The sequence below is a fragment of the uncultured Empedobacter sp. genome (assembly GCF_937930195.1).
Classification (GTDB): Bacteria; Bacteroidota; Bacteroidia; order Flavobacteriales; family Weeksellaceae; genus Empedobacter; species Empedobacter stercoris.
Window position 1 is genome coordinate 1 of sequence record NZ_CALGVK010000017.1, and the last position, 23,485, is coordinate 23,485.

The 23,485-nt window shown below is 32.0% G+C and carries 24 protein-coding genes and 1 pseudogene; 8 read left to right on the plus strand and 17 right to left on the minus strand.

From position 1 onward, the window contains the following. Window positions 1-44 precede the first annotated feature (44 nt). The 6 genes from Q0616_RS00970 to Q0616_RS00995 form a co-directional block, all read right to left on the minus strand. Window positions 45-857, minus strand: coding sequence for a purine-nucleoside phosphorylase (locus Q0616_RS00970; RefSeq protein WP_260543364.1), 813 nt, complete (start codon window positions 855-857; stop codon window positions 45-47). After that, on the minus strand, window positions 841-1,881 hold the full coding sequence (gene lpxK, locus Q0616_RS00975) for a tetraacyldisaccharide 4'-kinase (protein WP_171621741.1): 1,041 nt from the start codon (window positions 1,879-1,881) through the stop codon (window positions 841-843). The genes Q0616_RS00970 and lpxK overlap by 17 nt, the downstream gene beginning before the upstream one ends. A gap of 112 nt (window positions 1,882-1,993) precedes the next feature. Next, window positions 1,994-2,611, minus strand: coding sequence for a DUF4230 domain-containing protein (locus Q0616_RS00980; RefSeq protein WP_171621740.1), 618 nt, complete (start codon window positions 2,609-2,611; stop codon window positions 1,994-1,996). After that, window positions 2,604-3,155 carry a thioredoxin family protein gene (locus tag Q0616_RS00985; protein WP_260543366.1) on the minus strand — a complete coding sequence of 184 codons (552 nt, stop codon included), beginning with the start codon at window positions 3,153-3,155 and terminating at the stop codon, window positions 2,604-2,606. Before Q0616_RS00985 ends, Q0616_RS00980 begins: the two co-directional genes overlap by 8 nt. Before the next feature lie 36 nt (window positions 3,156-3,191). Beyond that, on the minus strand, window positions 3,192-4,349 hold the full coding sequence (locus tag Q0616_RS00990) for a M14 family zinc carboxypeptidase (RefSeq protein ID WP_260543368.1): 1,158 nt from the start codon (window positions 4,347-4,349) through the stop codon (window positions 3,192-3,194). Between the two features lie 41 nt (window positions 4,350-4,390). Further along, window positions 4,391-5,515 (minus strand): GNAT family N-acetyltransferase, encoded by a 1,125-nt coding sequence (locus tag Q0616_RS00995; RefSeq protein WP_171621737.1) that lies wholly within the window; start codon window positions 5,513-5,515, stop codon window positions 4,391-4,393. Window positions 5,516-5,718: 203 nt separating this feature from the next. Between Q0616_RS00995 and Q0616_RS01000 the strand changes: the two genes are divergently transcribed. Then, the gene (locus Q0616_RS01000) at window positions 5,719-6,408 is read left to right on the plus strand and encodes a zinc metallopeptidase (RefSeq protein WP_260543370.1); all 690 of its coding nucleotides are present in this window, start codon (window positions 5,719-5,721) and stop codon (window positions 6,406-6,408) included. A gap of 60 nt (window positions 6,409-6,468) precedes the next feature. Here Q0616_RS01000 and Q0616_RS01005 read toward each other — a convergent pair whose 3' ends face one another. From Q0616_RS01005 to Q0616_RS01015, 3 genes are all read right to left on the minus strand, one after another. After that, window positions 6,469-8,244, minus strand: a complete 1,776-nt coding sequence (locus Q0616_RS01005; RefSeq protein ID WP_260543371.1) for a long-chain fatty acid--CoA ligase — start codon at window positions 8,242-8,244, stop codon at window positions 6,469-6,471. A gap of 121 nt (window positions 8,245-8,365) precedes the next feature. Next, window positions 8,366-8,602: a hypothetical protein gene (locus Q0616_RS01010; RefSeq protein WP_171621734.1), complete on the minus strand. Its 237-nt coding sequence runs from the start codon at window positions 8,600-8,602 to the stop codon at window positions 8,366-8,368. 1 nt (window position 8,603) lies between these two features. Beyond that, window positions 8,604-10,055 (minus strand): MATE family efflux transporter, encoded by a 1,452-nt coding sequence (locus Q0616_RS01015; protein WP_298774249.1) that lies wholly within the window; start codon window positions 10,053-10,055, stop codon window positions 8,604-8,606. Between the two features lie 136 nt (window positions 10,056-10,191). Between Q0616_RS01015 and Q0616_RS01020 the strand changes: the two genes are divergently transcribed. From Q0616_RS01020 to Q0616_RS01035, 4 genes are all read left to right on the plus strand, one after another. Beyond that, window positions 10,192-11,157, plus strand: a complete 966-nt coding sequence (locus Q0616_RS01020; RefSeq protein WP_171621732.1) for a nitronate monooxygenase family protein — start codon at window positions 10,192-10,194, stop codon at window positions 11,155-11,157. Window positions 11,158-11,165: 8 nt separating this feature from the next. Beyond that, window positions 11,166-12,035, plus strand: coding sequence for an acyl-CoA thioesterase II (locus tag Q0616_RS01025; RefSeq protein ID WP_171621731.1), 870 nt, complete (start codon window positions 11,166-11,168; stop codon window positions 12,033-12,035). A 10-nt stretch (window positions 12,036-12,045) separates the two neighbouring features. Further along, complete coding sequence (locus Q0616_RS01030) at window positions 12,046-12,573, plus strand: NAD(P)H-dependent oxidoreductase (protein ID WP_260543373.1); 528 nt, start codon at window positions 12,046-12,048, stop codon at window positions 12,571-12,573. A 90-nt stretch (window positions 12,574-12,663) separates the two neighbouring features. Beyond that, entirely contained in the window at window positions 12,664-13,209 is a 546-nt protein-coding gene (locus Q0616_RS01035) for an NAD(P)H-dependent oxidoreductase (protein ID WP_171621729.1), read from the plus strand. 77 nt (window positions 13,210-13,286) lie between these two features. On the opposite strand, the gene fsa is transcribed toward Q0616_RS01035, so the two are convergent. Both fsa and Q0616_RS01045 read right to left on the minus strand, forming a co-directional pair. After that, window positions 13,287-13,943, minus strand: a complete 657-nt coding sequence (fsa, locus tag Q0616_RS01040; protein WP_171621728.1) for a fructose-6-phosphate aldolase — start codon at window positions 13,941-13,943, stop codon at window positions 13,287-13,289. Between the two features lie 84 nt (window positions 13,944-14,027). Continuing rightward, window positions 14,028-14,780 carry a glucose 1-dehydrogenase gene (locus Q0616_RS01045; protein WP_260543374.1) on the minus strand — a complete coding sequence of 251 codons (753 nt, stop codon included), beginning with the start codon at window positions 14,778-14,780 and terminating at the stop codon, window positions 14,028-14,030. Window positions 14,781-14,939: 159 nt separating this feature from the next. On the opposite strand from Q0616_RS01045, the gene Q0616_RS01050 reads away from it, so the two are divergent. Genes Q0616_RS01050 through Q0616_RS01060 form a run of 3 tightly spaced genes read left to right on the plus strand, consistent with a single transcriptional unit; the run spans window position 14,940 to window position 18,544 of the window. Beyond that, complete coding sequence (locus Q0616_RS01050; RefSeq protein WP_225538974.1) at window positions 14,940-15,698, plus strand: hypothetical protein; 759 nt, start codon at window positions 14,940-14,942, stop codon at window positions 15,696-15,698. 6 nt (window positions 15,699-15,704) lie between these two features. Further along, the gene (locus Q0616_RS01055; protein WP_284583789.1) at window positions 15,705-16,466 is read left to right on the plus strand and encodes a hypothetical protein; all 762 of its coding nucleotides are present in this window, start codon (window positions 15,705-15,707) and stop codon (window positions 16,464-16,466) included. Window positions 16,467-16,501: 35 nt separating this feature from the next. Continuing rightward, window positions 16,502-18,544 (plus strand): S9 family peptidase, encoded by a 2,043-nt coding sequence (locus Q0616_RS01060; protein WP_260543378.1) that lies wholly within the window; start codon window positions 16,502-16,504, stop codon window positions 18,542-18,544. Window positions 18,545-18,614: 70 nt separating this feature from the next. Here the strand turns inward: Q0616_RS01060 and Q0616_RS01065 are convergent, their stop codons facing one another. The 6 genes and pseudogenes from Q0616_RS01065 to Q0616_RS01090 form a co-directional block, all read right to left on the minus strand. Further along, entirely contained in the window at window positions 18,615-19,259 is a 645-nt protein-coding gene (locus Q0616_RS01065) for an ElyC/SanA/YdcF family protein (protein ID WP_260393761.1), read from the minus strand. Window positions 19,260-19,371: 112 nt separating this feature from the next. Continuing rightward, window positions 19,372-19,938, minus strand: coding sequence for an elongation factor P (gene efp / locus Q0616_RS01070; RefSeq protein WP_171621722.1), 567 nt, complete (start codon window positions 19,936-19,938; stop codon window positions 19,372-19,374). A gap of 23 nt (window positions 19,939-19,961) precedes the next feature. Continuing rightward, window positions 19,962-20,747, minus strand: a complete 786-nt coding sequence (gene lpxA, locus Q0616_RS01075) for an acyl-ACP--UDP-N-acetylglucosamine O-acyltransferase (RefSeq protein ID WP_298774272.1) — start codon at window positions 20,745-20,747, stop codon at window positions 19,962-19,964. Window positions 20,748-20,765: 18 nt separating this feature from the next. Continuing rightward, complete coding sequence (locus Q0616_RS01080; protein WP_298774267.1) at window positions 20,766-22,154, minus strand: bifunctional UDP-3-O-[3-hydroxymyristoyl] N-acetylglucosamine deacetylase/3-hydroxyacyl-ACP dehydratase; 1,389 nt, start codon at window positions 22,152-22,154, stop codon at window positions 20,766-20,768. Between the two features lie 6 nt (window positions 22,155-22,160). Next, window positions 22,161-23,186, minus strand: a complete 1,026-nt coding sequence (gene lpxD / locus Q0616_RS01085; protein ID WP_260543380.1) for a UDP-3-O-(3-hydroxymyristoyl)glucosamine N-acyltransferase — start codon at window positions 23,184-23,186, stop codon at window positions 22,161-22,163. Between the two features lie 87 nt (window positions 23,187-23,273). Then, a pseudogene (locus Q0616_RS01090) lies at window positions 23,274-23,485 on the minus strand (phosphohydrolase); the annotation flags it as partial.

Below are 23,485 nucleotides of genomic sequence, written 5' to 3' on the forward strand. Positions count from 1 at the left end.
GGTGCAGTCTAAAGTTGGCTTTTTTATCTTATTTTCGTTGAAAATTAACAATTTTCGATAACACTTTTTACCACTTTAATTACATTCGGCATAGCATTGTTCGCTGCATTTAAGACATCTTCATGCGAAACATCAAACGAAATTTCTGGTCCACCTAAATCTGTAATTACAGAAACGCAGAACACACGCATATCCATGTGGCGAGCAACAATTACTTCTGGAACAGTACTCATTCCAACACAATCTCCACCGATAAAACGTACCAATCCATATTCTGATGGTGTTTCGAAAGTTGGCCCTTGTAATCCGACATAAACACCTTGATGAACTAAAATATCATTTGCTTTAGCAAACTCTACCGCTTCGTTCAACATTTCTTTGTCATACGCTTTAGACATGTCTACAAAACGTGGTCCTAATTCGTCGATATTTTTTCCACGTAAAGGATGTTCTGGCATCATGTTGATATGATCTTTTACAATTAAAATATCTCCTACTTGGAAATTTGGATTAACACCTCCTGAAGCATTTGATAAAATAACTTTGTTAATTCCTAATCCGTTAAAAACACGCATTGGAAAAGTAACTTCTTCCATCGAATACCCTTCGTAATAATGAAAACGACCAGCCATCATCAAAACTTTTTTACCCAAAATAGTTCCGTATACTAAATGACCTTTGTGTCCTTCTACTGTTACTTGAGGAAAGTTTGGAATATCCTTGTAGTTAATTACAACTTTATTTTCTACTTCGTCTTCTAATTTTCCTAAACCAGATCCTAATACAATTACAAATTCTGGTTGACCTGGCAATAAATTATTGATGTACTTTATAGCCTCATTAATTCTTTCCAACATACTCTAAAATAGTTTGATTAAATTTTTCTTTATCGTTAATTTCGATACGAATCGGAATATAATATAAATCGTCTTTTATCATGGATTCTTCCATCAAACGCATAAAATCTTTCTCCGTTGTCATGATAATTTTATCAAAACGTTTTCTTCCTTCCGTATCTTCGTATCGTTTGTAAATATACTCAATTTCTGATTGACTAAAATTATGATGATCTGGATATTCTAAATGCAATACATTGGCAAAATTTTCTTCTGCAAATTTCACTAAACCATCAGTTTTTGCGATTCCAGTAACCAAAATAACATTTAGATTTTTCCAAGTTGATTTCTCTACATCATCTAATCTTCCTATCAATTTGTTATCATAAACAATTTTCGAGAAAAATAATTGTTGATGGGATTTCAACTTAATTCGTTTCGAAATTTCTTTGTGTTTTTCTTCCGAAATTCGATCAGGACATTTTGTTACAATTACAATATCAGCACGACGAACTCCACTTCCACTCTCTCTCAAATCACCAGCTGGCAACAAAAAATCTTTGTAATATGGGTTATTAAAATCTGTCAACATAATGTTGAAACCAGCTTTTATTGCGCGATGTTGATACGCATCATCCAACAAAATCACTTCTGATTTGTAATGATCTATTAATTTATGAGCTCCAAAAACTCTTTCTTCACAAACAGCAATCAAGATTCTGTTCTTGAAACGTTGAAAAAACTGCATAGGTTCATCTCCAATATCATAAACCTTAGAAGAATAATTTGCAATTAAAAAACCTTTTGTTTTTCGACCATAACCTCTACTCAATGTTGCAGTTAATTTCTCGTCTTTCAACAAATCAATCAAATACATGATATGAGGTGACTTCCCTGTTCCTCCTACAGACAAATTTCCAACATTAATAATGGGAATATTGAATGATGTAGAACGCATCATTCCAATGTTGTAAAACAGATTTCGAACCGAAGTTCCTATCCAATATAAACCAGAAAATGGAAGTAAAAATCTACGCCAATTCATTTTTATTTTTAATATTAAGCGAAAATACTATTTTTAATTCTAAAATAAGAAACTCTTCATTTCTTTATTCAGCTAAAAAAACCTATTCTTTCGAACAGGTTTTTAATTATTTTTAATCGTATAATTTATTCAATTCGTTTGCATAACTCGTTTTATCTTCTATTGTCCAACCATAGGTTTTAGCCAAGAAGTACAAATCGCCAAGATTTTGAATTAATTGTTGATGTGCTTCTTTTTTTAGTTTCGATTTATCGACAGTTTTCTCAACATGCTCTACCGCACGCTTCTTAATCCCGTTCAAATCATCTTTACTAAATTTATTAAAAACACTTTGATCCATATCATAAAAACTGACATCAGGATACACTTTTATTTCAACTGCTGGAATTGATTTGATTATAATTTTCTTATTTACCGAATCTAATTCAACATCCATTTTTTTTAAATCATAGGTTGCTTGTGCTTTTGCTTTCACTAAAAGTGTTACTTTTTTATCCGACGAAAAAATATCTGTAAAACCAGGTACTGATTTTTTTGATGTATGATTGTATAAATCTGAATAAGTTTGTTCAGCAACAATCATTTTATTCATTCGTTCGATTTGATAAGCTATGACATGCGATTGTTCGGAATAATCTTCTGTTTTAAATTTATCCATGATGAAATACGTAATCATCACGCCAAAAACAAAAGCTACAACGACAAGAATTATTTTTTTTAAATTACTCATTTGTATAATTTGGTGTCAACGGCGTACCATTCACAATCTGTGCCAAATCCTCTTCTAAATATCCAGAAACAGGAGATTCAACAATTCTTCCAACTTCTTCTTTTTTATTATTATAAACGATAATTGTCGGAACACGAATTATATTTTTATTGATTTCTTCTCCATTAAAACTTTTCTTTTGACGGTTAACACCAATCACTTTCAAACGGTTTTGAGAAAATTTAATATCATCTAATATTTTATACAGACGAGGCAATTCGCGACGAGAATCTGGGCACCAAGTTCCTACAAAAACTTCGATACGATAGTTTCTCAAACCTTTCAATGCTCTTAGTTTACTTTTTTCAACTTCGTAAGAATCGTACTCTTGGTTGTACCAACCTTTAAAATCAGCTTCTTCTAAAGCTTCTCTGTTAAATTCTCCTGTCAACATTTTTGTTCCGTTTTCTGAAGTAATTACGCGATTCGTCACTTTTTTCTGAGCAAAAGTTTGCGTCGAAAATCCTAACATTACTACAAGTGCAATTGCCAATATTTTTTTCATTTTATTTTTAGTTTTAGGTTTTAAATGTATAAATAATTAGTCAATCAATCGACCATTTTTGAACTTAATTGAACCAATTTCGAAAGTTGCTAATTGATTTAATATGGGATAATTCTTCTGTACTCCTTTATAAATTTGCTTCTTCGCATCAATTTCAAGATGCCCGATGAATTTTCTTAAATCGCCAATCTCAACAATTTTAGCCATTTGATCAACCGTATTATTTTCTTCGTTGTATTCATCTTCAAAATAAATTCCCAAATCAACAAATGAAAACTTATCTTCATTTTTAAGTTGAACATTACGAATTAATATATCCAAGTATTTTTGTCCATTTTGAGGAATTGATAAATAGTTATCAAACGGAAATTTATCCTGCGTTGCCAACGCATTTAAGCCAGCTAAAATTGCTAACGCATTATATTTTCTCGTCGTATTTCGTTGATAATCATTTGCGAAATGACCTGCTTCAAACAACACGCAAGGATACCCCATTTTCGTAAAATTATCACCTGTCGACATTGGATAAAACTCCGAAGTATAACGACCTACTTGCCCCGGTATCACTTGTTGCAATGCTGTATTCATGGATTGAATGATACCCATCGTTTTTTCACGAACTTCGTTTACATCTTCCTCAACATTATACGAAGGTGCCAAAAAAGAAAGCGTTGCAGGTTTCGCTGTTTGACCAACATTAAAAATGGTACGTTGATCATGTAAATTAAACAAAGTTTGGTAATTTCCTTTCACTACTTGATCTAACAAAATATGAATTTCAGTCGATTGTTTAGCTAAAAAATCACGGTTAATATCAATTCCAACTGCATTTCGACGTGTATTGACATTAGCACCATCTGGATTTAACATTGGAATAAAATCAATTGTCAGTTGAGACAAAATAGTTTGAGCCAATTCTGATTTTTGTTCAAAAAAATTAATTACATCAAACATTGCACGAGTTCCTGAGGATTCGTTTCCGTGCATTTGAGACCAAATTAATAAACGTTTTTCTCCAGTTCCGAAACTTAATTTATAAATTTCATTTCCTAAAAATGATGTTCCTATTTGTTCTTTTTGAGACGATTTTAGTGAAAAATAATTCTTTAAATCTTCAAAATTTAACCATTTCAAATCAAAACCTTCTTGTTTAAAAGTCGAATACTCTTGATCTAATTGCTGAATATCAAACATGCTTATTTACCTTATTCGTGTTAAATTCTACGTTATATATTTTATTGAATTGATTTTCTAAACGTTTTTCGACGTTTGTGATTTACTGGATTATAAGATTTCCATAACACTTGAATACTTTCGTTGTCGGCCAATTCTGGATTTGTTTCCAAAAACTTGATTCCGTTACGTTTGAAAGTATCAAACATTGCATTAAAAATTAATGCTGTTACGCCTTTACCTTGAAATTTAGGATCAATTCCAATTAAGTAGAACTGCGCAGAATCGTTGTTTTTACTCGCACGCATTAGATGCCACCAACCAAAAGGCAAGATTTTGCCTTTCGCTTTTTGCATCGCTTTTGAATATGATGGCATCGTTATCGCAAACGAAACCATTTTTCCATTTTCATCCACAATACAATTTACAAAATCTGGATTGATAAACGGAATATATTTCTTTTTGTAATATTCTATTTGGTAATCTGCAATCGGAACGTAGGTGTCTAATTCACTGTATGTTTTGTCCAACAAATCGAACATTTCATCAACATAAGGAAGAATTTCAGAAGTTTTAGTGAACTTCAATTCTTTTAATTTGTAACGTTCACGAATGATTTTATTAAATTTAATGACCTTTTCTGGTAATTCTGTTGGCGCAGGTAATTCATATTCTACCCATTCATTTGCCATTTCAAAATCTAATGCTTCTAAATGTTGCGAATAGTATGAATAATTATATAAACCTACCATTGTTGCTAATTTATCAAATCCCATCGTCAGCATTCCTGCTTTCTCTAAATTTGAAAATCCAACTGGTCCTTCTATATATTCTAATTTATTTTCTTTTCCAATTTCCTCAATTTTGGCTAAAAGTGTTTTTGTCACTTCGATATCATCAATCATATCAAACCAACCAAAACGCATTTTACGTTTATGTTGTTTATTTACTTCTTGCCAATTGATAATTGCAGCCACACGCCCCACAATCTTCCCTTCTTTTTCAGCAAGAAAATAACGTGCTTCAGCATCCTTAAAAACTGGATTTTTAGAAACATCTAATGTTTCCTTCTCCTCGTTAATAAAGGGCGGAACGTAATATTGATTATCCTTATACAAATGCATTGGAAACTTAATAAAAGCCTCCAAATCCTGTTTAGATTGTACTTCTTTAATACGAATGCTCATAGCTCGCAAAGATACTAAGTTTTGTAATTTCAATAGAATGTTTTTTAACTAAAATGTCAGTTTTCCATCTTCAATTTATATGATTTTATGCATAAATCTGCCAAAAAGCCAACAATTCTATTATTTTTGTCTTTATTCACTTATTGGAATACTTTTTGAATTTTAAACAACGATTAAAAATTAAAAAAATAAAATAAAAATAGATGACAGGTTATTACATTATTATTGGACTATTTATGCTAATTAGTTGGTTTGTTAGCAACCGACTACAAAGTAAATTTAAGCATTATTCGAAAGTACATTTGGCAAACGGAATGTCTGGAAGAGAGATTGCAGAAAAAATGCTATCTGACAATAACATCCACGATGTTCGTGTGATTTCGACTCCAGGACAATTAACAGACCATTATAATCCAATGGATAAAACAGTTAATTTATCTGAAGTAGTTTATCATGAACGCAATGCAGCAGCTGCAGCTGTTGCAGCACACGAAGTTGGACATGCTGTTCAACATGCTGTTGGATACAGTATGTTACAATTCCGTTCGAAAATGGTTCCAATGGTAAATTTAGCATCTCGATTAAATCAATGGATTTTGATGTTAGGTATAATTGTAATGGCATCTTCTAAAAATGCCACTTTATTATGGATTGGGATTTTCTTATTTGCCGTAACAACTGTTTTCGCTTTTGTAACGTTACCAGTAGAATATGATGCTTCGAACCGAGCTTTGGCTTGGTTAAAAGGGACTAATATGGTTATGCCAAACGAATATGAAGGTGCAAAAGACTCGTTAAAATGGGCCGCAAGAACATATGTTGTTGCTGCAATTGGTTCTTTAGCGCAATTACTTTATTTCGTGATGATGGCGATGGGTGGTCGAAAAGAATAAATTTTATAACTATTCATAAAAAAAACTCAACTAATATTTAGTTGAGTTTTTTTATGAAATCTATTTCTTGTCGTATAATTTATTGTATAACTCTTGATATTTAGCTAAAACATTTTTTCGTTTTAATTTTAATGTTGGTGTTAACAATCCATCATCAATTGTCCATTCTTCTGGTGTTAATTCGAACTTTTTGATTTGTTCCCAATGCCCTAAACCTTTGTTATTTTTATCGATTTCACGGCTAAGAATATCTAAAATTGCAGGTTCTTTTATTATTGCAGAATTAGAATCAGGTACAGCAATTCCTTTGATATTCAAATAATCTTTTAATACTTGGAAGTTAGGTTGAATAATTGCACAAGGCATTTTCTCTCCTTCTCCAACAACCATTACCTGTTCGATAAAACGAGATTGTTTTAATTTATTTTCAATGATTTGAGGAGCGATATATTTTCCTCCAGAAGTTTTAAACATCTCTTTTTTACGATCTGTAATTTTTAGTAAACCTCTTTCTAAAACACCTATATCACCAGTTTTAAAATAACCATCTGGGGTAAAAGCCTCAGCTGTTTTTTCGGGATCTTTGTAATAACCTTGCGTCACATTTGGTCCTTTTACTAAGATTTCACCATCTTCAGCAATTTTCACTTCAACACCTTTTAATGGCGCTCCAACAGTTCCAATTCCAAAACCTTCTTTTTTCATGCAGTTCACCGAAATTACAGGAGAGGTTTCCGTTAAGCCATAACCTTCTAAAATTGGAATTCCAGCACCCCAAAAAATATGATTTAGACGAGATGCTAAAGGCGCAGAACCAGAGACCATGCATACTAAATTACCTCCAACTCCTTCTTTCCATTTGCTAAACACTAAACTTTTGGCAATAGAATGTTTTAGGCCAAATAATCCTCCTTTTGGATTGTACGGATCATAATCTTCTACAAGACTTAAAGCCCACATAAAAATCTTTGTCTTAAGCCCTCCAGCAGATGCTCCAGTATTATAAATCTTATCGTAAACTTTCTCTACTAAACGAGGAACTACAGTCATGACATGAGGTTTTACCTCTTTCATATTCTCACCTAATTTATCAATGCTTTCAGCATACCAAATTCCTATACTCAAATGTTGGTACAAATAAATTAACATTCGTTCAAAAACATGATTAATCGGAAGAAAACTTAAAGCAATTGCTTGATTTGGAAATACTGGGATACGATCAACAGACATTAACACATTTGAAACAATATTTTCGTGTGTTAAGACCACTCCTTTTGGACGTCCTGTTGTTCCTGAAGTATAAATTAAGGTAGCAACTTCAGAAGGTTTAATGATTTCCTTGATACTATCGACTTCGTGTTGAGTAGAATTATCTTCGCCCAAATCTAAAATTTCTCTAAAATTGGGAACTCCATTAATTTCATCAAAACTATAAATCCCAACTAACGTTGAAACCTTCTCTTTTACCGCAGACACAGTATCGTATAAATTTTTGTCGGAAACAATGACGAACTTACATTCGGCATTATTTAATATATAATCAAAATCATCTTCTGAAAGTGTAGGATAAAGCGGAACAGAAATAGCACCAACTTGTTGTATACCGATGTCACAAATATTCCATTCGGTACGGTTAGTAGTAGTTACAATTGCTATTTTATCTTGTGGTTTTATTCCTAATTGTAATAATCCTCGACTAAATGCATTGGCTTTAGCAAGATATTCCTGCGTTGAGGTTTTCACCCAAGCTCCGTTTACTTTGGACACTAATGCATCTTCTCGAGGATTATTTTCTAATTGATTTTGCGGAAAATCAAATAATCGTTTTATTTCCATGGTTTTGAATAATTTTCTTAGTTGCAAAATATGAATAAAAAAAATAGTATGCAAGCATAAAAAAATATTTTAGTGTATTTTGTACACTAATAAAAACTATGGTTTTTTATTAAAAAAAGACTTATTCTTCTTCATCTAAAAAAGACATTTCTTGATCATAAAAATCTAAAGCGTCTTCAATAAGATTTGCAACTTCTGTGTTAAATTCTTCATTATCTTCTTCTTCAGAAATATCTTCAAACCACTCGATATCGTCTGTTTCAACATCTAATAAAAAGCGTGGATATTCTGTATGTAGAATAAAGATTTTCTCTGGCATTGTTGAATTATCTGCCAATAAAAATTTTGGTAATTCCATGTTATATATTATTTAATTTATCTTCTAAAATTAGTTCAGAATTAGGATTTTCCCTAATCATTTTTTTGGTTTGACGATTATATCGAATCATTAAAAATATTGCTGATGCTGTTAGGCCTGTCCCCAAACCTATCCACATCCCGAAAGCTCTCATTTCGAATACAATTGCTAACACTACACCTATCGGAATTGCAATTAACCAATATGAAATAAAGGTCAATATTGAAGGGATTTTAACATCCGTCATTCCTCGCAAAGCTCCTAACAATACCAATTGTACTCCATCTGACATCTGGAAAAGAGAGGCTATAATTAATAACGAAGCAGCCATGTTTATGACTTCTGGATTATCTAAATAAATGGTTGGCAGTTGATAACGAAAAATAATAAATAAAATTCCACAGAATATCATAAAAGTTAACACCATCAAAATACAAGACCAGCCAGCTTCTCGTAAGGTTTTATAATCCTTTAATCCCAATTGATTTCCAATTCTAACAGTTGCCGCCACTCCAATTCCAGTACACATCATAAATGTCGTCGAAGCAAGGTTTATTGCAATTTGATGCGCAGCCAAATTTACTTTTGCCAGTTCTTGATCAGCAATAGAATTTGTAAACGTATATCCACAAACAAAAGCTGCCAAAGAGAACGCACTCATTTCAAAAAATGAAGTCAAGGCAGTTGGAATACCAATTCCTGCAATTTTTCGAAAAATAACTTTCTTAAAATTACTTGTTTTGAACTGAACTTCTTGTAGTACTGCTTTTGTTTTCTTAAAATTAAGTAATACAACAACCAAGAAAATCATCATCACCAAACGAGCAACAAATGTTCCCCAAGCTGCACCAGCAACTTCTAAACGAGGAAATCCCCAATTCCCATAAATCCATCCATAGTTTAACGCAATATTGATAACATTACTCAAAACAGTTGCAATAGTTACAGGGACAGTCAAAGATAAGCCTTCAGATAATTGACGAAACGTTTGGAAAACCATCAAAGGAATCATAGAAAACGTCATGATCGTTAAATATGGAATACATTTTTCGACTACATCTTCTGGTTGTCCCATGTGATACATTAATGGTTTTAAGAACGTAATCAATAAGAATAAGCCAATCGATAAAGTAACATTTAAAACAAAACTATGCGAAAAATAACTTGCTGCCATTTTTTTATCTCCTTTCGAATCTTCTGCGGCTATCAAAGGTGACAAAGCAAAACTAAATCCAAAGGCAAATACTAATACAGCAAAAAACAATGAATTTCCTAACGATGCTGCAGCTAAAGCTGTTTTTCCTAAAACTTCATCCTCAATATTATCGTATTTTCCACCTAAACCTCCCACCATAATATTATCTATAATGTTGACAGAAATCTGCCCCATTTGAGTAATCATTACTGGAAATGCTAATTTTATATTACGTCTTAAATGTTCTTTTAACTCCAATGTATTATTTATTTTCGTTTGCAAAGATACATTAAAGGATTTGCTTCTACATTTAGAAATTGTGAAGGAATTTTTATTTTCCTAAAATTAATTTATACTTATATTGCAGATGTAACCACATTAGAAAATTTTAAAAATGACTTTACACGAATTTAAAAATAGTTTAGACCTACCCTTAATTACATCACCAATGTTCTTAGTTTCAAGAACAGAATTAGTTGTAGAAGCTTGTAAAAATGGTGTTTGTGGAACATTTCCTTCTCTCAATGGAAGGACTGCCGAAGATTTCGAGCAAATGTTAATTGATATCACTACTCAATTAAAACAATTTGAAGATGAAACGGGAAAAAAAACAGCTCCATTTGGCGTTAATTTAATTGTTAATAAAACGAATCCAAGATTAGAAACTGACTTATCTTTGTGTGCAAAATATAGAGTACCACTTATTATTACTTCGCTTGGTGCTGTAAAACAAGTTGTAGACGCTGTACATAGCTATGGTGGTTTGGTTTTTCATGATGTAATCAAAAAACGTCATGCAGAAAAAGCTGCTGAAGCGGGGGTTGATGGAATAATTGCAGTTGCTTCGGGTGCCGGCGGTCATGCAGGTACAGCTAATCCTTTTGCTTTGATTGATGATATTCGAACATTTTACGATGGTTGCTTGATTTTAGCAGGTGCTATGAACGATGGAAATGATATCTTAGCAGCTGAAAATATGGGAGCTGACTTTGCGTATATTGGAACTCGATTTATCGCTACAAAAGAAGCTTATGCTGAAGAAGATTATAAAAAAATGTTAGTCGATTCTACTTTTGAAGACGTGCTATATACGGATGGAATTTCTGGCGTAAATGCTAATTTTTTGAAACCAAGTATTATTCATTCTGGAATTGATTTAGACGAAAAGAAAGAAGAAGATTTTTCTAAACTAATCGGCGGTGACGGACATAAAGCATGGAAAGACATTTGGTCAGCTGGTCATGGTGTTTCAGGAATTCACGATGTTATTTCGACAGCAGAATTAATCACTAGAATGAAAAAAGAATATAAAACTGCATTGGAACAAAATATGCAGAAATTAAATAATTTGAAATTTTAAACTTTATAATGAAAACGACTCAAGAACTCATCGAATTGATTTCACTCAAAAAATTAGAAACAAATCTATTCGAAGGGAAAAGTTCTTTTATGGGAAGTCCAAACGTTTTTGGAGGTCAAGTCGTAAGCCAAGCGTTACATGCCGCTTATCAAACTGTACCTTCAGATCGTTTTTGTCATTCCCTTCACTCTTATTTTATTTTACCAGGAGATTTAGAAAAACTAATCTATTTTGAAGTTGCAAATCTTCGCGATGGAGGAAGCTTTAGTACACGTGTTGTCACAGCAAAACAAGACAATGTTCCGATTTTTGTGATGGCATGTTCTTTTCAATTAAAACAAGAAGGTTACGAACATCAAGATGAGATGCCTGTTGTCACACCACCTGAAGAATTGATGAGTTGGAATGATGTTGCAGAACAATTTGGATCAATTTTACCCAAATCAATTATGCGATTTGTTTTAGCTGAGCGACCATTAGATTTCAAACCAGTTGAATTGATGAATCCTTTCGAAAAGAAAGACTATCCGAATAAAAGTAATGTTTGGTTAACATTTAATGATGTGCCTGATAATTTACCTTTGCCGATTGTACACCAATTAATGGCATATAGTTCGGATTATAATTTACTTTCGACAGCCATAAAACCACATGCGTCCAAAGCTCATTTCGGGAATACACAAATGGCAAGTTTAGATCATTCGATTTGGTTTCACCGCGAACCAAATTTACAGGATTGGATTTTAGTCAATGTAACTTCTCCGAGTGCTGTAGACACAAGAGGTTTTACGAGAGGAAATCTTTTTAATCGATCTGGAGAATTGATTTGTAGTGTTGCACAAGAAGGTTTAATGCGACCAATTATAAAAGATAAATAACAATAACACTATGATAATTAAAGCTTTTGCAGGAAGTAATAGTTCAACATCTATTAACAAACAATTGGTAACCTATGCTTCATCTTTGTTGAATGAACATGAAATTGAAATTTTAGATTTAGATGATTACAATATTCCAACTTTTGATATTGACATCGAAAAAAACGAAGGCTTCTCTGATGAAGTCAAAAGATTCTATTCAAAATTAGTCGATTCAGATATTCTTATCATTTCATTAGCAGAACACAACGCAAGTTTTTCAGCTGTTTTTAAAAGTTATATGGATTGGTGTTCTCGTATCAATTACAAATTTCTCGAAGGTAAAAAACTATTTGTTATGAGCACTTCTCCAGGTGGATATGGAGGAAAAAATGCTTTGGAAGCAGGATCTAAATTGTTAACAAAACTTGGAGGAACCATCTTAATTGATTTTTCTTTACCAAAATTTGACGAAAATTTTTCGGACGGAAAAATCTCAAACGAAGAATTAAATAACGAGTTAATGAAAAAGGTAAATGAATTTAAAAATAAAATTTAAGTTATTTATCATTTCCTAACATAGGTCAATAAAAACTGCTTGGTGTTGCGATAAATTTGCTTCATCAAAATAAAATAACGAAATAGAAATATGAAAATTTTAGCATTTGCCGGAAGTAACAGCAAAACATCAATCAATAAACAATTATTAAATTATACATTAAATCAAATCGAAAATGCAGAAATTGATTTAATCGATATTAATGATTTTGAAATGCCAATTTATTCCACTGATCGACAAGTAGAAAATGGGTTTCCACAAGAAGCGCAAGATTTTTACAAAAAAGTACAAGATGCAGATGGCTTGGTCATTTCTTTAGCAGAGCATAATGGTAATTTTTCTGTTGCTTTAAAAAACATTTTAGATTGGGTTTCTCGTATTGATATGCCTTATTTAAAAGGAAAAAAATTATTGTTATTAAGTACTTCTCCAGGTGGATACGGTGGCGGAAACGTGATGGAAGTTGCAACAAAATATTTCGGAATGTTTGCAAGCGGAGAAATTGTAGCAAGTACTACATTTCCTTCTTTTCACGATAATTTCCAAAACAATGAAATTGTAAATGAGGAATTAAAAAATAAAGTATTAGATCAAGTTAATATTTTTGTTGAAGCTTTAGCAGCTGTTGAAGCTTAATTGAAAAGTATGTACATAAAAAAGCTCATCAAAATTTGATGAGCTTTTTTTCGCGTATAGTTTTTTATAAATAAATCTTAGTTATTACCCTTCGCGTAATCAGCTAAAAATTGAGCTAAACCAGAATCTGTTAAAGGGTGTTTTAATAATCCTAAAATAGACGATAAAGGTCCAGTCATTACATCAGCACCAATTTTAGCACAGTTTACAATATGCATTGTATGACGAACTGAAGCTGCTAAAATTTGAGTTTCGTATAAGTAGTTATCATAAACCAAACGAATTTCTTCGATCAAGTTTAAACCATCTGTCGAAATATCATCTAAACGTCCGATAAAAGGAGAAACGTAAGTTGCACCAGCTTTTGCAGCCAATAAAGCTTGTCCTACTGAAAAAACTAACGTTACATTAGTTCTGATTCCTTTTGTAGAAAAGTATTTACATGCTTTAACACCATCTTTTGTCATTGGAATTTTAACCACAATTTGAGGATTCAAAGCAGCTAAAGCTTCACCTTCTTTTACCATTCCTTCAAAATCAGTAGAAATTACCTCTGCAGATACATCTCCATCTACCAATTCGCAAATTGCTTTGTAGTGATTGATAATATTTTCTTGACCAGTAATTCCTTCTTTCGCCATTAAAGATGGATTCGTTGTCACACCATCTAAAATCCCTAAATCTTGCGCTTCTTTAATATCAGCTAAGTTTGCTGTATCGATAAAAAATTTCATTGCTTGTTTGTATTTCGTTTAAGCAAAATTAAGGATTAAATGCTAATTATCCATTCAATCCTTTAAGATAAGATCAAAAATATTCTAAACAGCTGTGTATCCTCCATCTACAAGATAATAACCTCCTGTCATAAAAGATGCTTTGTCCGAACTTAAGAATAAAACCAATTCAGCAACTTCTTCTGGTTGACCTAAACGACCCATTGGATGTTTTGTAACCAATACTTCTAAATGATCTGCACTCAAATTATTTGATAATAAAGGGGTCATAATATAACCAGGACCAACAGCGTTACAACGAATATTTTTTGGCCCATATTCTGCTCCAATATTTTTCGTCAATCCAACTACTCCATGTTTAGCAGAAGTATAAGCAGAACTCATTGGTGCTGCTACCTCTCCATGAATAGAAGCCATGTTCACAATAGCACCTCCTCCATTTTTTTCCATTGCTTGTAGTTGATATTTACATCCATAAAAAACACCATTAAAATTAATGTCAATTACTTTTTTCCAACCATCCAACGGATAATCTTCTGTTAATGCAGCAGGACCTCCAATTCCTGCATTATTACAAGCAATATCCAATTTTCCATACACCTCAACCGCTTTATTCACTAAGGCTTCGTTGTCTTCTGCCAAAGCAGTATCAGCTTTGAAAAAAAACGCTTCTCCTCCATTTTTTTTAATGATTTCGACAACTTCTTTTCCACCTTCTTCATTAATATCAGAAACGACAACTTTTGCGCCTTCCTTTGCATACAATTCAGCAACAGCTTTTCCAATCCCAGAACCTGCACCAGTTACAATGGCAACTTTATCTTTTAATATTGACATAATTTTATGATTTTTTATTGATTAAATTTAAACAATTATTATTGAATTAATACAATATTATATAATTAGAATACTATTTTAATTAAAAATTATCATAAAATAGTATTATCACCTAAGTTTGAATGCTTTTTTTTATATTTGATACAAATAACTTTTTACATGAAAAACTTAATAGCAACATTACTTTTATGCAGTATCTCAACTGTAAATGCACAAGAAGTAAATGATTATAAATATATTCATATTCCAGAAAAATTTTCGGGTTTTGAACAAGATCAGTATCAATTAAATAACCGATTGAGATATTTATTAACTCAAAAAAAATATGAAGTTTTACCTTCTGACAAGTCAACTTGGCCTCAAGAAGTCACTCAAACTCCATGCTCTGTATTAAATACTGATATTCTTAAAGTAAAGAGTTTTTTAAATAATAAATTAGAAGTCGTTTTTACGGATTGTTCTCAAAATAATATTGAAACTTTTGAAGGAACTTCAAAAATAAAAGAGTTTGATAAAGGATATCAAGAAGCATTAAAACTTGCTTTGATGAAACTAAAAACTCAAAATGCGAAAACTTCTATTCCAATGACTAAATTGGAACAATCGAAAAAAGAAGTAAACAAAGTCGCTACTCCCGAACCTAAAAGTGCGGACGTAACCATTTCAAATCTTTTAACAGATGGTTCAAAAAATTATCAAAAAATTGACTTACAAAATGGTGGTTTTATGCTGATGTCAGAAAACGGAAATCAAGTTATTGCTAAATTCGAAACTACTTCAAAAACGGGTGTTTACAGAGTAGTTGTTACAAATGGTAATTCTAATTATTCGTCTGTTGGTTACAGCAATGAAAATTCTATTGCGTACGAAGTTTTAGAAAATAATGTTTGGAAAGAAGTTAAATTAACGGCTAAATAATCAGCGATGAAAAAAATACTTTCGGGGTTCTTCTTTCTTGCCTTAATTTCTGCGCAGGCACAAAGTGTTACGGATTATAAATATGTTATCGTTCCTGATAAATTTACTGATTTTGCAAAAGAAGATTATCAACTAAACACAGCATTAAAAATCGCTTTAAAAAAGAAAGAATTTGAAATTGTAAATGAAAAATCAATTCCATTAGATATTCAAATTAATCCATGTTTAGCTGCAAAAGCAAATATTGAAAACACTTCTGTTGCTTTTCGAAATAAACTAAAAGTTACTTTTTCTGATTGCAATAATACTGTTTTTGATTCTTATGAAGGTATGTCGAAAGAAAAAGAATTTGCAAAAGGTTATCAAGAAGCGCTTAGCGTTGCTATGAGTCATGTTAAAAAACAGAATGCAAAAGCTTTACCTTTAACAAAAATTGAAAAAGGAACATCAATTACTACAGAAACTATCAAACCAAAGGAAGATGTAATTGCTGCTAAAAAAGATATAGCTGAAGCAGATATTTATAAACTTGATGGTAAAAATTATATCAAAACAGTTACTAAAAACAATGAATTTGTTTTAATTGATAAACATAATTCGAAAGTTATAGCTCAGTTTTATCCTGCTTCACAACAAAATGTTTATCATGTAACTGTTATTTCTGCAAATGGTAATTACGAAACTATTGGCTATACAAATGATCAGAATATTATCATCGAATATAAAACAGCTGACAAATCATGGTCAACAACAACTTATACAAAGTAGTTTTACACTAACTTTGTCCCTTAAAATTAAACGCAATGCAAGCACCTATTGCTAAAAAAATAGAACAAAAATTAGAAAAACACGGCGATATTCGCATCGATAATTATTATTGGTTAAATGACCGCGAAAATCAAGAAGTGATTGATTATTTAAATCAAGAAAACGAATATACTAAAGCTGTTTTAGCGCCAACAGAAGAATTACAAACTAACTTATTTGAGGAAATGAAAGCGAGAATCAAAGAAGATGACTCGTCTGTTCCTTATAAATTGAATGGTTATTGGTATTTGACTGAATTTCAGAAAGGCAAAGAATACCCTATTCACAAACGTCGTAAAGACACTTTAGATAACGCTGATGAAATACTTTTTGATGTCAATACAATGGCAGAAGGTCATTCGTATTATCAATTAGGAGGAATTTCGATGGCTCCAAATAATCAATTGGTTTCATTTGGAGTTGACAATGTTTCGCGCAGAATTTATACGATACAAATCAAGAATTTAGCAACTGGAGAAATACTTTTAGATAAAATTGAGAATACTACTGGTGGTTCTGTTTGGGCGGCAGATAATCTAACATTATTCTACACGCGAAAAGACGAAACGTTACGTGCTTATCAAATTTGGAAACATAAATTAGGGACAAAACAAGAAGAAGATACTTTGGTTTTTGAGGAAACAGATGACACCTTCAATGCGTATGTTTACAAATCAAAATCACGAGATTATATTGTCATTGGATCTTCGAGTACTGTTTCAGATGAATACAGATATATTCCTTCTAATCAACCAGATGCTGAATTTAAAATCTTTCAAGAAAGAAAACGAGATTTAGAATATTCGATCGAACATTTTGGAGATTCATTTTATATTCAAACCAATAAAGATGACGCATTTAACTTCAAATTAATGAAAACTTCTGTCGAAAAAACAGAACAAGAAAATTGGGTTGATGTAATTCCTCATCGTGATGAAGCATTGATTGAAGGATTCGAAATTTTCAAAAATTATTTGGTTATCGAAGAACGTACAAATGGTTTGTTGCAAATGAATATCAAAGCATGGGACAAATCGACAGATTATTATTTACCATTCAACGAAGAAACCTATACAGCAAATGTTGGTACAAACCCAGATTTTGAAACAGACATTTTACGTTATGGATATACATCTCTAACAACGCCTTCCTCTGTGATTGATTTCAATATGAATGATAAAACATTCGAAGTAAAAAAAGAGCAAACAGTCTTGGGAGATTTTGATAAAGAAAACTATATTTCAGAACGTATTTGGGCTGAAGCACGCGATGGAGAAATGGTTCCAATTTCATTAGTTCGTAGAAAAGACACTCCTCTATCAGCCGAAACACCACTTTTACTTTACGCCTATGGATCGTATGGTTACACCATCGAACCTTATTTTAGTTCGATTCGTTTAAGTCTTTTAGATCGAGGATTTATCTATGCAATTGCACACATTCGTGGCGGACAATATCTTGGTCGTGAATGGTATGAAGATGGTAAAATGTTAGAAAAGAAAAATACGTTCTTTGATTATATTGATGCTGCTAAACATTTGATCCAACAAAATTACACGTCATCAAAACACTTATATGCAATGGGTGGTTCTGCTGGAGGATTGTTGATGGGGGCTGTTATTAATTACGAGCCATCTTTATTTAACGGTGTTATCGCACAAGTTCCTTTTGTAGATGTTGTGACGACTATGTTAGACGATACTATTCCATTAACTACAGGAGAATATGACGAATGGGGTAATCCAAATGAGAAAGAATATTATGACTACATCAAATCTTATTCGCCATACGATAATGTCGAAGCAAAAGATTATCCAAATTTATATGTTTCGACTGGTTTACACGATTCGCAAGTACAATATTGGGAACCTGCAAAATGGGTGGCTAAATTACGAGAATTAAAAACAGACCATAATATTTTACTTTTGGATACCAATATGGATACTGGTCATGGTGGAGCTTCTGGTCGATTTGAATCTTTAAAAGAAGATGCAAAAGAAGATGCTTTTTTATTTATGTTGGAAGGAATTAAAAATTAATTTTAAAAAATATTTTCTAAAACACCTCTAAAATAAATTCCATTTTAGAGGTGTTTTTTTGAAATGCAATTTATATTACGTCTATTTTCTCACCTAAAAATTTAGGTTGAATCCCTAAAAAACTATCCACAAAAACTTTTGTTCGTGCAAAATATTCACGGATATTTGTTTTCAATCCTGCTTGTTTATTCACATCTTTTGCATTATAACCATAAGCATTTATCCCGTTCTGTCTTGCAATGTAAACTGCTCGTTGATTATGAAACTCTTGCGAAACCACAATAAATTCATTTTGACTAAATATTTCTTTCGCACGAATCATCGAATCCAATGTTCTAAATCCAGCATAATCTAAATAAATTACGTGTTCTGGAATTCCATTTTTTATCAACGCTTGTTTCATCGCTTCAGGTTCATTATAATCTTTCTGACCGTGATCACCACTTAAAATAAAATGGGTTACTTTTCCTGATTGATATAATTTAGTCGCTGCTTCGATACGATAAGTAAAGTAATAATTTTGATAACCATTCATCAAATTTGGAGCAGTCCCTAATACAACTGCAACTTTTATTTTGGGTAATTTATCCGTATGATTTGTTACAAATTCTTCTGTAGATTTTTCGATTCTATAATTCGAAAAAGCGGTAAATAACAGACAAAAAACACAGAAAATTGCTCCGTAAATAAACATTTTTTTGAATATTTTTTTCATCTTCATAAGATTTGTTCAGTAAACTCTTAGCTAAAATACACGATTAACTTGATTTTACCCAATAAAAAAAGTAGCTATAAATAGCTACTTTTTGATATGATATGTACTTCAATTATTCTTTAATACGTTCAACGTAAGAACCGTCTTCTGTATTGATTTTCACTTTATCACCTTCATTGATAAATAAAGGAACACGGATTTCAGCACCAGTTTCCGTCGTTGCAGGTTTTGTAGCATTTGTTGCTGTATCGCCTTTAAGACCTGGCTCTGTATACGTAATTTCCATAATTACTGTATTTGGTAACTCTGCTGCTAAAGCAGTTTCATCAGAAGCACGGAATAAGATTTTCACTTCGTCTCCAGCTTTCATAAATTGTGCATTTTCGATCAATTCTTTGTTTAAATAAACTTGAGAGAAATCATCATTATTCATAAAGTGGAAACCATTATCGTCTTCGTATAAATATTGATAGTTACGTGTTTCTACACGAACTTCGTCAATTTTATGACCAGCAGAAAATGTATTATCTAACACTTTTCCTGTTGTTAATGATTTTAATTTTGTACGAACGAAAGCAGGACCTTTTCCTGGTTTAACGTGTAAAAATTCGATAATTTTGTATGTATCATTATTAAAAACGATGCATAAACCTTTTCTAATATCAGCAGTTGTTGCCATTTATTCTATTTTATTATTTTTAATTAAACTCCCGAACTATATCCTTTCATAATTCCACGATCACTTGTATTAATAAAATTTAAGATCACTTCACGATAATGTGAATCTGGGAATTTTTCTAAGATTTGTTCTACAGCTTGAGATACATTATTTTTTTGTTGATATAAAATTCTGTAGATTCCTTGAATTTCGAAGATTTCTTCTGAAGAGAAACCTTTTCTTCTTAATCCAATTGCATTAACACCAGCATAAGCAACAGGATTTTTTGCAGCTTTTACATATGGTGGCACATCTTTACGAATTTGTGTTGCTCCAGCCACAAAAGCATGTTCTCCAATTTTTGTAAACTGATGTACAGCACTATATCCACCTATAAAAGCGTAATCTCCAACTTCTATATGTCCAGCTAAACCAACGGCATTTACTATTACAACATTGTTTCCAACAACACAATCATGTGCAATGTGAGCTGTTGCCATAATCAAGCAATTATCACCAATTTTGGTATATCCTAAAGCGTTTGTTCCTTTGTTTACTGTAACACATTCACGAATTGTGGTATTGTCACCGATATAAGTTAAAGTTTTCTCACCTTCATACTTCAAATCTTGAGGCTCACCAGAAATTACTGTACCTGGATAAATTTTACAATTTTTCCCAATACGAGCTCCTGACATAATTGTTACATTAGGACCAATCCATGTTCCTTCACCAATTTCCACATCTTCATAAACAGACGAAAAGGGGCTTATAGTAACATTTTCACCTATTATTGCAGTTGGATGAACATATGCCATCGGATAATTCATAACTTCCATTTCTTTAAATTATTCTTTTGTAATAACTGCCATCATTTCTGCTTCCACAGCGATTTGATTGTTTACATATCCAATTCCTTGCATATGAACGATTCCTCTTCTAATTGGTTCTACCAACTCTAACTTAAACACAATTGTATCTCCTGGGATAATTTTACGTTTAAACTTGGCTCCTTCAATTTTCATGAAGTAAGTAGAATAATCCTGAGGATTTTCGAGTTCACCTAAAATTAATAAACCTCCTAATTGTGCCATTGCTTCAATTTGTAATACACCTGGCATTACTGGTTCTTTTGGAAAATGTCCTACAAAAAATGGTTCGTTCATCGTTACATTTTTCACACCGATCAAGCCAGTTGTTGTTTTAGAAATTACCTTGTCAATCAGTAAAAATGGAGGACGATGAGGTAATAGTTTCATGATATCATTGATATCATAAACTGGGTCAGCTGTTAAATCAAATTCAGGAACTTTGTTACGTTGTGCTAATTTGATTTGTTTGCTTAATTTTTTTGCAAAATTTGTATTGGTGTGATGTCCAGGTTTTGTGGCAATAATTTTAGCCTTTAACTTCTTTCCTACTAAAGCTAAATCTCCCACAACATCTAATAATTTGTGACGAGCAGCTTCGTTTGGATAGTGTAAAGTCAAGTGATCTAAAATTCCATTTGGACGTATAGAAACATTATCTCTATTAAAAGCTTTACAAAGTTTTTCTTTCGTTTCTGGCGTAATTTCTTTGTCAACATAAACAATTGCATTGTCTAAATCTCCACCTTTTACTAAACCAGCTTCTAACAATTGTTCTAACTCATGTAAAAAACAGAACGTTCTTGCTTGAGAGATATCTTGTTTGAAATTTTTTATAGACGATAATGTCGCATTTTGAGTTCCTAAAACCTTAGTTCCAAAATCAACCATTGCCGTAACTTGATATTCATCTGCTGGAATTGCAGTGATTTCTGATCCTGTTTCTGGATCTACGTAAGTTACAATTTCTTTAATTCTATAATATTCTCTGTCTTTGTCTTGTTCAACAATTCCTGCAGATTCTATTGCTTCTACAAAAAAACGTGAAGAACCGTCCATAATTGGAGGTTCTGCATTGTCGATTTCAATGTAACAGTTATCAATATCCATACCTACCAAAGCCGCCAAAACGTGCTCAGTTGTATGTACTTTAACTCCCTTCTTTTCTAAAGTTGTTCCTCTCGCTGTACTCACAACATATTGTGCATCTGCTTCTACTTGAGGTTGACCTTCTAAATCTGTTCTAACAAATACAAATCCTGTATCTGGTTCAGCTGGTTTAAATGTTAAGGTAACAAATTTACCTGTATGTAAGCCAACACCTTTTAGAACGGCTTCATTCGCTAAAGTTTTTTGTTTATCAGACATTAACTTTTACTTTTGTTTGTTCTCTTTTTCTAATTTATCGATTCGTTTCACAATTTCTGGAAACTTTCTAAAATGTACGTATGCTTTTCTAAAGCTTGTCGCTTCTATTGCTGGTGAACCATACATTTGCGTTTTGCTTTCTACATCTCCGTTAATACCACTCTGAGCTTGCACTTGTACAAAATCTCCGATAGTCAAATGACCTGCGATACCAACTTGACCTCCAACCATACAATTGCGTCCAATTTTGGTAGAACCTGCCACTCCACTTTGCGAAGCTATAACAGTATTCTCTCCTATTTGAACATTATGAGCAATTTGAATTTGATTATCTAATTTTACTCCTTTACGAATAATTGTAGATCCCATTGTTGCTCTATCTATCGTTGATCCTGCTCCAATTTCGACATTATCTTCAATCAAAACATTTCCTATTTGAGGAATTTTTTCAAAAGATCCATCTGGATTTGGTGCAAAACCGAAGCCATCAGCTCCAATTACAACGTTAGAATGAATGATGCAATTCTGACCAATTTCACATTCCTCATACACTTGTACACCTGAATGTAAAACGGTATTATCTCCAATCGTTACGTAATCTCCAATCGTTACATTTGGATATATTTTCACATTATTCCCAATCGAAACGTTAGCTCCAATATAAGAAAAACTTCCAACATATACATTATCTCCTAATTGGGCAGTAGAATTTACTTTTGTATATTCTTCTATTCCAACTTTATTATTTTTTATGGTATTGTAATAGTGTAATAATTGTGTAAACGCTTGATAAGCATCTTCCACAATAATTAAGGTAGAAGATATTGAATCTGTCGCTACAAAATCTTTACTCACAATTACAATAGAAGCATTAGTTGAATAGATAAAATGTTCGTATTTCGGATTTGCTAAAAACGAAATCGAACCTTCTTTTCCCTCCTCTATCTTTGATAGTGTGGAAACCTCTACATTTGCATTACCTTTTACGGTTCCTTGCAATAATTGTGCAATCTCTGCAGCTTTAAACTTCATAGTCTGCAAAACTAATAATTATTCTTAAATTTATAAAATGATTATATAAGTTATTTAACTTTTTTGTCAAATTCTTTAAATCAATCCTTATACACTATGGTAGTGATATTTTGTAATTTCTTGTCCCAAAAATTGCGTTAACAAACTTTTTCCGGAACAAGATAATTCTTTAACATCACCATTCTTATATAAAACCTTAATTGGACTTTTTGATTTTTCGTACGGAACTATTTTAATTGTTGTCTGCTCCACAAAATAGCTTGCATCCTCAATTTCTAAAGCTTCTTTTACTCTATTCT